This window comes from Nocardia sp. NBC_01503 (assembly GCF_036327755.1).
Classification (GTDB): Bacteria; Actinomycetota; Actinomycetes; order Mycobacteriales; family Mycobacteriaceae; genus Nocardia.
Genome location: NZ_CP109596.1, coordinates 4,923,787 through 4,938,789, shown reverse-complemented (window position 1 = coordinate 4,938,789; position 15,003 = coordinate 4,923,787). Strand labels below are relative to the sequence as shown.

Sequence of the window (15,003 nt, the reverse complement as noted above, 5' to 3'; positions counted from 1 at the left end):
TTTGGCCGGGATCCACATCAGTGGCGCTCCACCGAGTTTCGTGCATCCCGGCCAAAAACGCGCCGGGATGACGCGGCGGATCGGCGAGGCCGTGGTCAACCTTCCGGGCTGGTGAGTTCAGCCAGCTCTGCGGCGAGGTTGGCTCGGGCGGCATCGTCGTAGCGGGATCGGCCGATAGGGGTGCGGAAGAGGTGGGGTTGGTCGACGAGGCCGCGCAGGACGGCGGCTCGGCCCGCTCGGAAGAGATCCGGTGGGACGTGGGCGTATTCGGCTCGGACCGCCGCGGTGTAGGCGGCGTAGGCGGGCTCGGGGGCGGCGAGGATCGCCAGGTCCGCATCGCAGAGGACGGCACCGTTGTGGTCGTCGGGGGCAGGGTGGTGGCCCGCGGTCAGGCGGACCAGGCGGGCTACCTCGGCGACCGTCGCGGCATTCAAACCCAGTGCGGGGAGGGTGGATTCGGCCAGTTCGGCACTGACCTCCTCGTTGTCGCCGCCCTCGACCGAGTAGACGGCGTCGTGGAAGAACGCGGCGTAGCGGACCGCCTCGATATCGGTGGCATCCGCGGCGAGATCGTCGATGACCGCGAGCATGGCGGCCAGGTGTTCCACGGTGTGATAGCGGCGGTGCGGTTCACGGTAGCGGCGGACCAGGTCCTCGCCCACCTCGCGAGCGGCCGGACCTGCGAGTTCGGTCCAGCGGTCCAGCAGTTCTACGTCCAGGTTTCTCCCCATCACCGCAGTCTGCCGAATCGGCGGGTGCGGCAACAGCCCTGAGAGACGGTCGTTTTCGCCACTTCGCACCCGATACAGTGAGCCATGCCGATGCAGCCCCGCCGGTGGACACCGCCGCATGCCACAGCCCGTGCCCGTGACACCCGCAGCACTCCGGAGATGCCCGCATCGCGATTGCTCGAATTACCCGGCAGGGGACCGGAAGATGTGGTGATCGGCGCGGACGGTCGGCTCCGCACCGGGATCGACGACGGTGCGATCCTGGCGGTCGATCCGCGGACCGGGGTCGTGGAGCAGATCGCGCACACCGGCGGTCGGCCACTGGGCCTGCACGCGGAATCCGATGGCTCCCTGCTGATCTGCGATGCCAAGCGCGGATTGCTGCGCCTGGACAAGCCGGGCGGGGAGATCGAGGTGCTGGTCTCGCATATCAACGGCGAGCCGCTGGTCTTCACCAGCAATGTGGTCGCCGACGCCACCGGCACGATCTACTTCTCCGAATCCTCCCGGCGCTGGCCGCTCGCCGAATGGAAGGGTGACATTCTCGAGCACTCCGGCACCGGTCGGCTCCTGCGCCGGAACCCGGACGGAAGTATCGAAATCCTCTTGGACGGACTCGATTTCGCCAATGGCGTGGTGCTCGCACCGGACAGTTCCTGCGTGCTGGTCGCCGAGACCGGGGCCTACCGCGTCACCCGATACTGGCTGACCGGTCCACGGGCGGGCACGCATGACCGGCTGGTCGAGAACCTCCCCGGATTCCCGGACAATATGCTGCTCGGCAGCGATGGCCTGGTGTGGGTTTCGCTGGCCTCATCGCGAAACCCGTTGCTGGACACCCTGCTTCCACTGCCCGGCATCCTGCGCAAGATCATCTGGGCGATTCCCGAAGCGCTGCAACCGAAACCGGCGCGCACCGTCTGGGCCATGGCCTTCGACTTCGCCGGTACCCTCGTGCACGATCTGCAACGCGAGGGCACCGACTATGCCATGGTGACCGCGGTCGCCGAAGTGGACGGCACCCTCTATCTCGGCAGCCTGAGCGAATCGGCGATCGCGGTGACCCGAATCCCCTAGGACTTCTGCGCTTCGTCCTGCGCGTGCTGCGCCTGCTGCAACTGGGCGGGCGTGTACCGCAGGGTCAGCGCGAGAATGCCGAGCACCGCGGTGCCGATCGCGCAGACGAGCAGCACCAGGGTGTAGCCGCTGCCCAGCGCATCGATCTCGAGCGGGGTCATATCGGTGACCTTGTCGGTGCTCCCGCCCAGCGACAGCGTCCGCGACAGCGCGACCGGGCTCAGCACGCCGACCGCGAACGGGGTGCCCATATTCATGAACATCTGACCGACCGCGGACAGCGGACCGATATGCGCCATATCCACGCCGACCAGTACGCACAGCGGCAGGATCACGATCGCGGTGCCGACGCAGAAACCGACGACGCACAGCAGGAGCAGCAGGGTCGGGAAGTACTCGACCGAACCGTCGATGGTGGAGCCGAAGTACAGCCCGCCCGCGAGCACCAGGGCCGCGGCGAACAGCAGCCAGCGCGGGGCCACGTACTGCGCGGCCTTGGAGGCCACCGCGGTGCCGACGCCCGCGCCGAGGGTGAACGGGATGCTGGCCAGACCCGCCATGAGCGGGCTGTAGCCGAGCACATTCTGCAGGAACTGCGCGACGAAGAAGGTCGTCGCACCGAGTACGCCGGAGGTCAGGAAGATGGCGATGAAGGTGATCACGCGATCGCGGCTGTCGAACAGCGACCACGGCAGCAGTGGATTGGCCACATTGCGCTCGGCGAAGATGAACACGATCAGCATGACGAGCCCGCCGATCACCGAGCCCAGGATAATCGGGCTGTCCCAACCCATTTCGGGGCCTTCGGTCGCACCGAACACGATGGCCACACACGCCAGGGTGCCCAGTACCGCCCCTCGAATATCGAGCGAGATGCGCTGGTGCGCGGTATCGCGCAGCTCATTGACGGCGCCGATGACGATGAGGATGCCGATCGGCACATTGATCCAGAAGATCCAGCGCCAATCCAACTGGGTCAGCGCACCGCCGATGACAAGACCGCCGACCGAGCCGATACCGACCATGGATCCGAAAATGGCGATGGCCTGATTGCGCGCGGTACCCGGCGCATAGGTGCTGGCCACGAGCGCGAAAGCGGTCGGCGCGGCGATCGCGGCGCCGGTGCCCTGTAGGGCGCGAGCGGCGATCAGCCAGGCTTCGTTCTGCGCGCTGCCGCACAGTGCGGAGGCGACCGTGAACATCGCGACGCCGAGGATCAACATGCGTTTGCGCCCGAACGAGTCGCCGAGACGGCCACCGAGCAGCATGAGTCCGGCGAAAGGCAGACCGTAGGCGGTCACCGTCCACGCACTGCCCGCACTCGAGAGGCCGAGCTGTTCCTGTAGTCGCGGTAGCGCCAGAATCATGACGGTGCCGTCGAGCACCACCATCAGCTGTAGCCCGCTCAACACGAGAATCGCGAGGCCGAACGCCCGCTTGGTCACCGGATACTGCATTGTCGCAGCGGGATTATCGAGCACCCCGACACTGTAATGGATACCCGCCGCACCCAACCGAACTCGTGTGGGCGGACGGGATGCACAGCGTCAGTGGATTTCGGCGGCGGAGTTCTCACCGTCGGGAGTTCCGGCGGTGAAACCGGCGGTCGGGCCGACGACGATGATGGCCGGGGGGCGAATACCTTCGGCGCGAACACGATCGGCGACCGTCGACAGGTCGGCACGCACGATGCGCTGGGTGCGCAGGCTGCCCTCCTGGACGATGGTGACCGGGGTATCCGCGGCCCGACCACCCTCGAGCAGGGCGGCGGCGAACTTGTCGATGCGCTCGACCGCCATCAACAGCACCAGGGTGCCGCGCAGTCTGGCCAGCGCGGGCCAATCGACCAGCGAATCCGGATGGTCCGGGGCGATATGGCCGCTGACCACGACGAATTCATGGGTGACACCGCGATGGGTGACCGGGATTCCGGCCAGGGCGGGCACCGAGATGGCACTGGTGACACCGGGTACGACCGTCACCGGGATACCGGCCTCGACGCAGGCTTCGAGCTCCTCGTACCCGCGGCCGAAGACATAGGGATCGCCGCCCTTGAGACGGACCACGAACTTGCCCGCCTTCGCGCCCTCGATGAGCGCGGTATTGATGGCCTCCTGTGCCATGGCGCGACCGTACGGAATCTTGGCGGCGTCCACCACCTCGACCTCCGGACCGAGTTCGGCGAGCAACTCCGGCGGCGCGAGCCGGTCCGCGACAACGAGATTCGCGCGCGCCAGCAGTCGGCGGCCGCGCACGGTGATGAGATCGGGATCGCCGGGTCCGCCGCCGACCAATGCGACGCCGGGGGCGACGGGCGCTGAATCGTCGGTCACCACACCGGATTGCAGGGCCTCGAGCAGGGCGTTGCGCACCGCGGCCGAACGCCGGTGCTGACCGCCCGCGAGCACGCCCAGGCTCATACCGTCATAGCGCGCGGTGGCCGGGGTGACGGCGGTGCCGAGCCGGGCATTGTCGGCGCGCACGCAGAAGATCCGCCTGCGCGTCGCCTCTTCGACCACGGCCGCATTGGTTTCGGGCTCATCGGTGCAGGTCATGGCGTACCAGGCGCCGTCCAGATCACCGTCGGCGTACGCCCGCAGCTCCAGCGTGATCTGCCCGGAGGTGGCCATGCCCTCGACGGCCGGGGTGGCCTCGCGGCTGATCACATGCACGTCCGCACCGGAGGCGATGAGCAGTCCGAGCCGGCGTTGAGCGACGGTCCCACCGCCGACGACAACGACGCGGCGGCCGTTCAAATCGAGCCCGACCAGGTAGTTCGGGTCCCCGGCGGGCTGTTCATCGGATGCGGCTGACGTGTGTGGCACAAGGGTTGAGCCTACGGCGTGGCCGGACGAATACGACAATCGCCCGGCTTCCGCACGGCAACCGTTACAGATCGCACCGCGATCGGCCCGCCGCCGGAATGATGCCGGTAACCGGCGCCATCGCATCTGCGAGTCAGATGCGGCTCATGACCTTGGTGGGAGTGATGCGCGCGATCACCCGCTCGGAATCATTGACCGAGGCGGGATTGAATTCGGCGTAGGGCTTACCGGTGAACTTGTGCGAGATCTTATTCGGCAGCGCGCGCTCCGGATCGGGTTCGAAGGTGACCGTGCCCCGGATCTCGGCGTAGACGTACGGGTTCTCCGGCGGGTTGATCATTACCGTCGCGCGCGGGTCACGAACCAGATTGAGATACATCTGACGCGTCACCGTGGTGGAGAAGATCAGCTCATCACCTTCGCGAATGAGCCATATGACGGTGAGATGGGGGTGTCCGTCTTTGCCGAGCGTCGCCACGGTGGCGAAGACGTTCGACTTGTCGATATGACTCTTCAGATCCTCGGGGAGTGTCGTCACGGGTGATGTGAACGTCGTGCGGCACAGGCGAATTCCCGGGCGGCCCGTGCGTCTGCCCGAGAAATCACCTCGATGTTTCTATGCTTTTCCGCTATGACTCGCCGCGCCGTGGTCGTTCGGATGCTCGCTGTGGTGACCGCTCTGCTGCTGCCGGGCGCCGCGCCCGCCGCAGCGGATAAGCATGCCTCCTGACGACCCGGGGCGAGTTCTTCGCCCCGAATCCCAACTGGGCCAATCAGATCGGCGATATTCCGAACTGAGACCGGTTATCGCACACCGTCGGGCTCGTCCTGGACGAGGTGTAATCCGCCCTGCCGCACCGGCATTCGATCGCTGTCCACCAGGGTGAGGGTCATTGTCACCGGATGGCCATCGAGTTCACCGGTGAGAATCAGTCGGTCCTTCGCGGGGCGCTCATAGGTGAAGGTCGCGAGCGGGTCCGTGCCGGTGGGCTCACTCATGGTGAGACGGTGTGCGCCGGAATCGTATTCGGTCAGCACCGGGCTCAGACTGTCGTTCATGCGCTGATACTCGGCATACTCCGGATTGTCGAAAATAATGCGCCGCCAGCGGGTCTCATCGGTGAGCAAAGGCGGCACCGACTGCCCGTCACGGGTGAGTTCGGTGACATTCCAGACGCCGAGGAGTTCGGATTGCGGCCGACCCGGGCCGTATTTGTGCCAGCCCTCCCAGCTGGTGTGGACGCAGGCGGCCGTCATCCAGAACAGGAGTGCGATCAGGGCGAGGTCACTTATTCGACGGGATCGCGGTGTTCGGAACGGGGTGGGCGCGGTCGAGGCCGCGGCGGATCGGCCCAGCAGCACCGCGGTCAAACGGCGCGCATCGGGGGCGAGCAGCGCCAGCGAGAGCAGCATCAGGTGGAATGAGAGCAGTTTGACCGGCACATCGAAGGTCATATTCAGAATCCACACCTGGGCCATGCTGACCAGGCTGAGCATGGCGCCGGCCAACTGGGTGCGCGGGAGCAGCAGCAGGACGCCGCCGACGATCTCCGCCAGGCCGAGCAGGCTCTCGTACACCGGTGAGGTGCCGACCTGATTCCACAGCACCCCCATATGGGTCAGGTCGCCGTACGGCGTGACCAGCGTGGACAGGGTGGGGACAGGCATCTGCAGCGGAATGAACTTCGCGAAGCCGTAGCCGAGCATCTGCCCGGCCAGGATGATGCGAATGAACAGCAGGAACCAACCGGCCGGACCGCGGTATTCGGTGCGGCGGCGATCCAGCAGTGACCAGACCGCCGTCACCACGACGGCGAGCGCCAGCACGCAGAAGGTGAGCACCCACAGGTACGCCTGATCGCCGCTGCCGGAGTTCAGATTCAGGCGTACATCGGTGCCGAAGACGGTGCGGCCCACCCACTCCACGATCGGATGCGGGAAGTCCGCGTACCGCATCACCAGCGAATCGGGCAGCCAGATCTGCACGATGCCCAGCAGTGCGAAGAGAGGTTGCGGGTAGATGACACAGAACAGCGTCAGGTAGGCGCTGACGAATCGGAATCCTATGCGGGTCAATGGTTTCCACGGTGGCGCCGGTGCGCCTTCCGGTTGGTCGAGCTCGTCCGCCGCGGCCATCGCCGGTGCACTCATTCCCGTCCCTCCACCTCGGAATCACTTACCTGTGAGGGTAGGAATCGCGGCCGCCGCTCCGGAAGAACCCGGGGTCGCGTTTCCTGCTGGGGGCATACCCCCGGGGTACGGGCGGGAGATACATCTTCAGGACTACGTGCCAGCACTAGCGACTTACCAGATTCAGCGTCGGGACACATCCCATTCACCGGTACTCGCCCGCCGAACCCCTGCACAATCGGGCTGGAACACGTTACATTTCGGGACACCGTGTTAACCGTGTCACAAACGAGCCCACCGGCCCGGACCCGCACTGGCACGCCTGTCTTTCCACTGCAGGAGGAAATGAATGTCGGCCGACGACCCCAACCAGAGATGGGAACTCACCGTCTCGGACCGGGACAATGATCAACTCGCGGAGCAGTTGGCGGCGTGGCTCGCCACCAAGGTCGACGCCGATGACGCGCCGCGCGTGACGTCGCTGACCAAACCGCAGGCGGGTGGCATGTCCAGCACCACACTGCTTTTCGAGGCCGAATGGACCAAGGACGGCGAGCCCGCGGGCGGCTCCTTCGTGGCCCGGATGCCACCGGAGCAGAGCGCCTTCCCGGTCTTCGAGAACTACGATCTGGAAACCCAGTACGCCGTGATGGCCGGGGTCGCCGAGGCCACCGATATTCCGGTGCCGCCGCTGTGCTGGATGGAGAGCGACGCGTCCATCCTCGGATCGCCGTTCTTCGTCATGCGACGGGTGAGCGGCCGTGTGGCGGAAGACAATCCGCCGTACGTGTTCTTCGGCTGGGTCTTCGACTCCACCCCCGAGGAGCGGCTGGAGATCACTCGTAAGACCGTCGAGGCCATCGCCAAGGTGCACGGCATCGAGAATCCCGAGCAGAAGTTCCCCATGCTGGACGGCGAGGGGTCGGCGCTGCGGCGGCACTTCGAGGCGCAGAAGCAGTGGTACAACTGGGCGCTGGCCAATGACGGATTCCGAATCCCGTTGCTGGAGCGCACCTTCGAATACCTGGAGCAGAACTGGCCGGGCGACTCCGGACCGGATGTGCTCAGCTGGGGTGACGCGCGACCGGGCAACATCATGTTCTCCGAGGAGACCGGCGAGACCGCCGCGGTGCTGGACTGGGAGATGGCCGCCATCGGCCCGCGCGAACTGGATGTGGCCTGGCCCATCCTGATTCACCGCTTCTTCCAGGACATCGCCACCCAGTTCGATCAGCCCGGACTCCCGGACTTCCTGCGCCGCAGCGATATCGAGAAGCTGTATCAGGAGCAGACCGGGCACACCTTGGTCGATCTGGACTGGTACCTCACCTACGCGGCGCTGCGGCACGGCATTGTCATGGCCCGTATCAAGCGCCGCATGATCCATTTCGGCGAGGACACCGACACCGCCGACCGCGACGACTACGTCATGCACCGACGACTGCTCGAGGCCCTCCTCGACGGCACCTACGCCTGGGATTGAGAGATATATGCGACCCATGATCGGCCCGCTGGACGAATACCCGATCCACCAGACTCCGCAGCCCATGGCGCGAGTTGCCAGCAGCGACAAGAACTTCTACGACCGCAGCTACTACAACGCCATCGACACCAGCGGTGATCTGATGTTGGTCACCGGCTTCGGCGTGTACCCGAACCTGGGTGTGACCGACGCGTTCGCCACCGTGCGACGCGGGGATATCCAGCACGCGGTGCGCTTCTCCGACGCGCTGGAACAGCGCGGGCTGGACCTGGCGGTCGGCGGCTATCGCATCGAGGTGATCGAACCGCTGCGCAAGCTGCGGGTGATCTGCGAGCACGACGATCTGTCCTTCGATATGACCTGGGAGGGTTCCTTCCCCGTCGTACAGGAGGAGGCGCACACCATCATCACCGGTATGAACAAGGCCATGATCGAGGCGCAGCGCTTCGCGCAGGTCGGATCCTGGTCCGGCACACTGCATGTGGACGGCACCGACTTCGCCGTCGATCCCGCGAGCTGGATGGGCACCCGGGACCGGTCCTGGGGTATCCGGCCCGTCGGCGAATCCGATCCGCCGGGGCGCGTGGCTTCGGAACCGTCCGAGGGCTTCTGGTGGCTGTACGTGCCGCTGCGCTTCGACGACTTCTCGATCATCGTCATCGTGCAGGAGGAGCCCAACGGCTTCCGCACCCTCAACGATGCCACCCGCATCTGGCATGACGGCCGCATCGAGCAATTGGGTTGGCCGCGAGTGCATCTGACCTATAAGTCCGGCACCCGCATCCCCACCGCGCTGCGTCTGGAACTCACCACCCCCGACGGCAAGCCGTTGGAGGTGGAGGTCGAGGCGGGCACCTTCATCGCCCTGCACGTCGGCGCGGGCTACGGCGGCGATCCGGACTGGCAGCACGGCCAGTGGAAGGGCCGCGACTGGTCCGAGAGCAAGGTCTACAACCTCACCGATCCCGCCAACGCGGGCCGCATCCCCTTCGGCGTCATCGACCACGTCGGCAAAGCCCGCTGCGGCGACGCCGAGGGCTGGGGCCTGTTCGAACACGGCTCCCTCGGCCGCCACGACCCCACCGGCTTCGCCGATTGGGGGTCGGTGGCCCCCTGACCCATCCGAATCGAGCGAGGCCACCCGCGTGACCCGCTCCCCCGCCGCGCCGCCGATACCCAACCGGTCGGCGAGCGCGGCGGACCCTGTCCGGTGAAGTGGCCCATCACGGCGACGGCTTCGGAATCAATCGCGAATTAGCGCGGCGGCCAGGGTAATTCCGCTGATGACGGTCTTCGGCACGGTCAGTTCGCCGCCCCGCGAGGCCGAGAGCGCGGCGGCCTCGGCGACGCTGGGCGTGCCGAGTGCCTCGGCGGTGCGGGCCGAAGGATTCGGCACCGGGACCCGGGCCAGCTGATCGACGGGGAATACCACCACCGGCACCCCGAGCAGCTGCGCCGCGCCTACGAGGCCCGGCTCGTTCGCGCGACGATCGACCGTTGCCAGGCAGGCGATCTCGAAGTCGCCCAGGCATGCTCGGACGGCGGCGGCGATGATGGCGGCTTCCGCTCCCGCGCGCAGCCCGATCCCCACCGCGTAGGGACCGGGTGGGAGGTCGCGCGATGTCATGCGCTCACGCCCGGGGAGTCCCGGACCGGCTCCGCGTCAGCGCTCCCTGAGCGGGAGCGAAATTCGCGCCCCGATGGTCGTTCGGGGTCGATGTCGGCGGCAGCCGCCAGGAGACCCGGCTCATTTCCTCGGCCGTCCGCTGTGGCCGGGCATGCGACCGTCGCTTGTCGAACTCCAGCAACGAAGGCGGCGACCCGCGGACCGGGGCGACCGCCCACGCCCACGGTGCGCGATGCGGCGGAACCCCGGTCGAAGCGGGTCATGCCGGGGTGCGGGTGCTGGCGAAAGTTTTTGCGGCGGTGACGAAGCGGGCTATAGCGGCGGGGTTGCCGGCGGGGTGGGTGTGGAGGTAGGAGGCGTGGACGTTGTGGAGGGTCGCGCCTTCGCGGACTGTTTCGCCGGAGGGGGCGCGCCAGGCCCAGGCGACCGAGTCGGTGGGTGGGGCGGCTAGGCGGGTGCGGTGGAACTCGTGGCCTCGGACGCGTTCGCCCGCCCGCCAGAGGGGAGAGTCGGTGAGGGCCACGGCATCTCGGTAGCCGAGGGTCAGGCGGGGGCCGAACTCCGCGTCGACGTCGACCACTCCGGCCATGCGGTGGCCGTCCAGGGAGCGGGTCAGGTAGAGCAGACCCGCGCATTCGGCGTGGATGGGCAAGCCCCGGCGAGCCTGGTCGGCGATGGATGCCAGGAGAGCGGTATTCGCGGAGAGGTCGGCGGCGTGCTCTTCGGGGAATCCACCGGGAATCACCAGACCCGCTGTGCCGGTGGGGAGTTCATCACGGGTGGGGTCGAAGACCACCACCCGCGCTCCGGCCGCCTCCAGGAGTTCACGGTGCTCGGCATAGCCGAAGGTGAAGGCGGCACCGCCTGCCACCGCGATCACCGGGCCCGCGCTGCGCTCGGCTGACGCACCTTCGGTGATATTCGCCAGCGCTGCCTCCACCACACCGCCACCCGTGCCCGGTCCCGAAGTATTCGTGAGACCTCCTACGCCAGTGCCTGATTCATCGTTGCCGCCGATCCCGGTGGCGACCGCCGGTGGTCCGGCGACGGCTTCGAGTTCGGCGGCAGCCCGCAGCTCGGCGCGGGGATTCCAGGCCGGGCCGGTGGTGCGAGAGTCTGCCAGCGCGACTACTGCGGCCAGGTCTATGTGGGCGGCAACGAGATCCGTCATGGCGTCCACGGCGGATTGGGCGGCGGAGCCGTGCTCTATCGCAGGTATCAGGCCGAGATGCCTTGACGGAACAGACAGTTCGGCCAGGCGCGGGAGTGCGCCCAGGACCGGCAGGCCCACTCGGGTGCAGGCGGCGCGCAGGACCTGTTCGTGGCGTTCGCTGCCTACGCGGTTGAGAATTACTCCACCCAAACGGATTCCGCTGTCGTAGGTGGCGAAGCCGTGCAGGAGGGCGGCCAGGCTCTGGCTGTGGCCGCGAGCGTCGACGACCAGGACTACCGGGGCGCCGAGCATGGCGGCGATCTGGGCGGTGGAGCCCTCGGCGATGGGGTCGGTGTTGTTATCGTCGATACGGCCGTCGAACAGGCCCATAACGCCCTCGACCACGGCGATATCGCAGTCGGCGCTACCGTGGCGGTACAGCGGGACAACGCGTTCGGCTCCGCAGAGCACCGGGTCCAGATTACGGCCCGGACGTCCGGCGGCCAGACCGTGATAGCCGGGATCGATATAGTCGGGGCCTACCTTGAACGGTGCGACCCGATGTCCGGCGCGCCGCAGGGCGCCGATCAATCCGGTTGCGAGCGTGGTCTTTCCGCTCCCCGAGGCGGGCGCGGCGATCACCACCGCGGGCACGCTCACCGCGTACCCCCGGCACGAGCGGTATTCAGGCGTACGGGCACACGCACAGCGCACCTGCGGATGCCCCAGCGCCCCAGGGCGTCCATAGACGCCGCGAGTTGATCCGTGTTCACCATTCGATGCCGCGCTGGCCTTTACGGCCCGCGTCCATCGGGTGCTTGACCTTCGTCATCTCGGTGACGAGATCGGCGGCATCCACGAGCGCCTGCGGGGCATCGCGTCCGGTGATCACCACATGCTGGTTGCCGGGCCGATCGCGCAGCGTCGCGACGACCTCGTCCACATCCACCCAGCCCCATTTGAGCGGGTAGGTGAACTCGTCCAGCACATAGAAGCGATGCTGTTCGGCCTCGAGCCGCCGCTTGATCTCCTGCCATCCGGCCAGCGCCGCGGCGGCATGATCCTCATCGGACCCCTGTTTACGGGTCCAGGACCAGCCCTCGCCCATCTTGTGCCATTCGACCGCCCCGCCCGCGCCGGTCTCCTCGTGCAGCTGCCCCAGGGTGCGGAAGGCGGCCTCCTCCCCCACCTTCCATTTGGCGCTCTTCACGAATTGGAACACCGCCACATCGAAGCCCTGATTCCACGCCCGCAGCGCCATCCCGAACGCGGCCGTCGACTTCCCCTTGCCCGGTCCGGTGTGCACGGCCAGCACCGGCAGATTGCGCCGCTGCCGCGTGGTCAACCCGTCGTCGGGAATGCTCTCGGCCAACGGAACACCCTTGGGCATGGAATCGAACTCCTTTCACCGCGCGGCCGTCGCCGCACGCTCGCTCCACGGTGCCATACGCCCACCTCGCACCCCGCGCCGGGCGCACTCACCACGTTGCGGGTGCCTCGCGCAGGTCAGCTGGTCTTCGAGCAGGAACTGGTGGCGCGGTTCGGGGCGAAACGCTGCCATCAGTTCCTGGTGAGCGGGTGAGCAGGTCAGGCGGCGCGGGTGGCTCGGACCACGCCCGCTACGGAATCGCCGGTGAGTTCGGCCAGTTGCAGGTAGCCGCCGCGGAGCTCCCGGGCGAGGTCGCGGGCCAGGCCGAGGCGGATCATGCCGCGTTCACAGTCGACGACCATGGCGGTGACCGATTCATTGGCCAGCAGGCGGGCGGCGGCGCGGGCGCGCGGGACCGGATCGGGGCCGCCGGTGGCCCGGCCGTCGGTGAGCATGACGAGCATGGGGCGGCGGTGCGGGTCGCGGATATGTTCGCGGTGGACGACCTCGCGGGCCTTCAGAAGTCCTTGGGCGAGTGGGGTTTTGCCGCCGGTGCGCATATCGGCGAGGCGGCGGACGGCGATATCCACCGAGGAGGTGGGCGGCAGAACCAGTTCGGCGTCCTGACCGCGGACCGTGATGACGGCGACCTTGTCGCGCCGCTGGTAGGCGTCGCGGAGCAGGGCCACCACCGCGCCGGTGACGGCGGAGAGGCGGTCGCGGGAGGCCATGGAGCCCGACGCGTCGACCACGAAGACGACCAGATTGCCTTCGCGGCCTTCGCGATACGCGCCGCGCAGATCACCGGGGGCGAATTCGAGGGGGCCGGTCAGGCGGCCACGGGCCCGCTGGTGCGGGGCGGCGGCGAAGATGGTGCCGAGCAGGTGCAGACCGGTGCCGGTTTCGGGGGTGGGGCGGACGACGCGACCCTGACGAGTACGCGCGCGGGAGCGACGACCGGGAGCGCCCTCACCTACGCCGGGGACCTCCCAGCGTGGAGGTTTGGCGATGGATTGGGCGGGTGCGGCGGAGCGACCCTCACGCTGGGATGGCTTGTCGCCCTTGCCATCCGGTTCGTCGCGGTCGCCCGGACGCTGCGGCGAATCCGAACCGGCCGAGCTGTCGAGGGTGGACCAATCCCGATTGTCCGCAGGGCCGTCGTGCACACCATCCAATGGCCCATCGTGCGCACCGTCCGGGGCTCCACCGTCCGGCTGCGCCGAGTTCTGCCGATCAGCACCCTGCGGTGAATCCTGTTCACCCGCAGGCGGATCCGCGCCACCACCGGGACCGTCGGGATCGTCGTCCGGATTCGGTTCCCGCGACTCCGCATCATGCCGCGGAGCCGCTTCAGCTTTTCCCAGGTCGTCACCGGCTCGCGCCGCTTCCTCGGCCGCCTGCGCCATGGCGTCGTCGAGTTGTTCCTCGCTGATACCCGGTTCATCGAACGGATCGCGCCTACGACGGTGTGGCAGTGCGAGTTCCGCGGCAATGCGCACATCGGCCTCGGTGACGGTAGCGCCGCCGCGCCAGGCGGCGTGCGCGGTGGCGGTACGGGCGACGACCAGGTCGGCACGCATACCGTCGACATCGAAGGTCGCGCAGAGCGCGGCGATGCGGCGCAGCTCCACATTGTCGAGGGTGACCTCGGCGATGCGGTCGCGCGCGGTCAGAATGCGTTCCGCCACTTCGTGATCCGCACCGGCGTAGCTCGCGGCGAACCCGGCGGGATCGGCTTCGAAGTCGAGGCGGCGGCGCACCACGGCCATCCGGACATCCACCTCACGGGAGGCGACGACGTCCACGGTGAGCCCGAAGCGGTCGAGCAGCTGCGGGCGCAGCTCGCCCTCTTCGGGATTCATGGTGCCCACGAGCACGAATCGCGCCGGATGCGAATGCGATACGCCATCGCGCTCGATATGCACCCGCCCCATGGCGGCGGCATCGAGCAGCACATCGACCAGATGGTCGTGCAGCAGATTCACCTCGTCGACATAGAGCACGCCGTGATGCGCGGCCGCGAGCAAACCGGGCTTGAACGCCTGCTCCCCATCGCGCAGCACCCGCTCCAGGTCCAGCGACCCGACCACCCGGTCCTCGGTGGCCCCCACCGGCAACTCCACCAGCCGTGCGGGCCGGGCCCCACTCTCGTCCACCACCGGCGGCAACAATTGCGCCAGCGCCCGAACCACGGTCGACTTCGCCGTCCCCTTCTCGCCCCGCACCAGCACCCCACCGATCCCGGGATGGACGGCGCAGAGAATCAAAGCCAACTGCAACCGCTCCTGCCCCACCACCGCCGAGAACGGAAACCCGACCTCGACATCGGAGGCCGCACGCTTGGATTCGGAGTAAGTCACAGAGGAGACGGACACAGCCCAACTCTATGCGCGCCCCGACCGACCGCCCCCGCTACCCCCGCACCGCTACCAGCCGAACCGACGCAGCCACCCCGGCACCGCCGCACGTCACCCCACCCGCCCTGTCGCCGACCGCCGCCCTGTCGCCCGCGCGCCGCCCGTCATCCCGGCACACCCGCCCGTCATCCCGGCACACCCGCCCGCCAGCCCGGCACACTCCGCCCGTCTTCCCGGCGCGCTTTTGGCCG

The 15,003-nt window shown here is 67.8% G+C and carries 12 protein-coding genes; 3 read left to right on the top strand and 9 right to left on the bottom strand.

The window, feature by feature from the left end:
* Window positions 1-95: 95 nt before the first annotated feature.
* On the bottom strand, window positions 96-731 hold the full coding sequence (locus OHB26_RS22175; RefSeq protein WP_330179188.1) for an HD domain-containing protein: 636 nt from the start codon (window positions 729-731) through the stop codon (window positions 96-98).
* A gap of 84 nt (window positions 732-815) precedes the next feature.
* Here OHB26_RS22175 and OHB26_RS22170 point away from each other — a divergent pair, with 84 nt between their 5' ends.
* Entirely contained in the window at window positions 816-1,808 is a 993-nt protein-coding gene (locus OHB26_RS22170) for an SMP-30/gluconolactonase/LRE family protein (RefSeq protein WP_330179187.1), read from the top strand.
* Here OHB26_RS22170 and OHB26_RS22165 read toward each other — a convergent pair.
* The 4 genes from OHB26_RS22165 to OHB26_RS22150 form a co-directional block, all read right to left on the bottom strand.
* Window positions 1,805-3,265 carry an MFS transporter gene (locus tag OHB26_RS22165; RefSeq protein WP_330185742.1) on the bottom strand — a complete coding sequence of 487 codons (1,461 nt, stop codon included), beginning with the start codon at window positions 3,263-3,265 and terminating at the stop codon, window positions 1,805-1,807. The genes OHB26_RS22170 and OHB26_RS22165 overlap by 4 nt on opposite strands.
* Before the next feature lie 90 nt (window positions 3,266-3,355).
* Window positions 3,356-4,633: a uroporphyrinogen-III C-methyltransferase gene (gene cobA, locus OHB26_RS22160; protein ID WP_330179186.1), complete on the bottom strand. Its 1,278-nt coding sequence runs from the start codon at window positions 4,631-4,633 to the stop codon at window positions 3,356-3,358.
* Between the two features lie 133 nt (window positions 4,634-4,766).
* Complete coding sequence (locus OHB26_RS22155; RefSeq protein WP_330179185.1) at window positions 4,767-5,171, bottom strand: PPOX class F420-dependent oxidoreductase; 405 nt, start codon at window positions 5,169-5,171, stop codon at window positions 4,767-4,769.
* A 266-nt stretch (window positions 5,172-5,437) separates the two neighbouring features.
* Window positions 5,438-6,784 (bottom strand): DoxX family protein, encoded by a 1,347-nt coding sequence (locus OHB26_RS22150; protein ID WP_330179184.1) that lies wholly within the window; start codon window positions 6,782-6,784, stop codon window positions 5,438-5,440.
* Between the two features lie 328 nt (window positions 6,785-7,112).
* Between OHB26_RS22150 and OHB26_RS22145 the strand changes: the two genes are divergently transcribed.
* Window positions 7,113-8,246, top strand: coding sequence for a phosphotransferase family protein (locus OHB26_RS22145; RefSeq protein ID WP_330179183.1), 1,134 nt, complete (start codon window positions 7,113-7,115; stop codon window positions 8,244-8,246).
* A gap of 16 nt (window positions 8,247-8,262) precedes the next feature.
* A complete protein-coding gene (locus OHB26_RS22140; RefSeq protein ID WP_330185741.1) occupies window positions 8,263-9,363 on the top strand; it encodes a hypothetical protein in 1,101 nt (366 codons plus the stop codon).
* A gap of 126 nt (window positions 9,364-9,489) precedes the next feature.
* Here OHB26_RS22140 and OHB26_RS22135 read toward each other — a convergent pair whose 3' ends face one another.
* The 4 genes from OHB26_RS22135 to OHB26_RS22120 all read right to left on the bottom strand — a co-directional run bounded on the left by OHB26_RS22135 (window position 9,490) and on the right by OHB26_RS22120 (window position 14,770).
* The gene (locus OHB26_RS22135; RefSeq protein ID WP_330179182.1) at window positions 9,490-9,873 is read right to left on the bottom strand and encodes a cobalamin biosynthesis protein; all 384 of its coding nucleotides are present in this window, start codon (window positions 9,871-9,873) and stop codon (window positions 9,490-9,492) included.
* A gap of 259 nt (window positions 9,874-10,132) precedes the next feature.
* Window positions 10,133-11,686: a cobyrinate a,c-diamide synthase gene (locus tag OHB26_RS22130; RefSeq protein WP_330179181.1), complete on the bottom strand. Its 1,554-nt coding sequence runs from the start codon at window positions 11,684-11,686 to the stop codon at window positions 10,133-10,135.
* 109 nt (window positions 11,687-11,795) lie between these two features.
* Entirely contained in the window at window positions 11,796-12,416 is a 621-nt protein-coding gene (gene cobO, locus OHB26_RS22125; RefSeq protein WP_330179180.1) for a cob(I)yrinic acid a,c-diamide adenosyltransferase, read from the bottom strand.
* A gap of 197 nt (window positions 12,417-12,613) precedes the next feature.
* Window positions 12,614-14,770 (bottom strand): magnesium chelatase subunit D family protein, encoded by a 2,157-nt coding sequence (locus OHB26_RS22120; protein ID WP_330179179.1) that lies wholly within the window; start codon window positions 14,768-14,770, stop codon window positions 12,614-12,616.
* Window positions 14,771-15,003: the final 233 nt, after the last annotated feature.

Bases quoted from the DNA above. Each gene is read 5' to 3' on its own strand.
- OHB26_RS22150 (WP_330179184.1), bottom strand. From the start codon at position 6,784: ATGAGTGCACCGGCGATGGCCGCGGCGGACGAGCTCGACCAACCGGAA.
- OHB26_RS22175 (WP_330179188.1), bottom strand. From the start codon at position 731: ATGGGGAGAAACCTGGACGTAGAACTGCTGGACCGCTGGACCGAACTC.
- OHB26_RS22145 (WP_330179183.1), top strand. From the start codon at position 7,113: ATGTCGGCCGACGACCCCAACCAGAGATGGGAACTCACCGTCTCGGAC.
- OHB26_RS22165 (WP_330185742.1), bottom strand. From the start codon at position 3,265: ATGCAGTATCCGGTGACCAAGCGGGCGTTCGGCCTCGCGATTCTCGTG.
- OHB26_RS22170 (WP_330179187.1), top strand. From the start codon at position 816: ATGCCGATGCAGCCCCGCCGGTGGACACCGCCGCATGCCACAGCCCGT.
- cobO (WP_330179180.1), bottom strand. From the start codon at position 12,416: ATGCCCAAGGGTGTTCCGTTGGCCGAGAGCATTCCCGACGACGGGTTG.
- OHB26_RS22140 (WP_330185741.1), top strand. From the start codon at position 8,263: ATGATCGGCCCGCTGGACGAATACCCGATCCACCAGACTCCGCAGCCC.
- OHB26_RS22135 (WP_330179182.1), bottom strand. From the start codon at position 9,873: ATGACATCGCGCGACCTCCCACCCGGTCCCTACGCGGTGGGGATCGGG.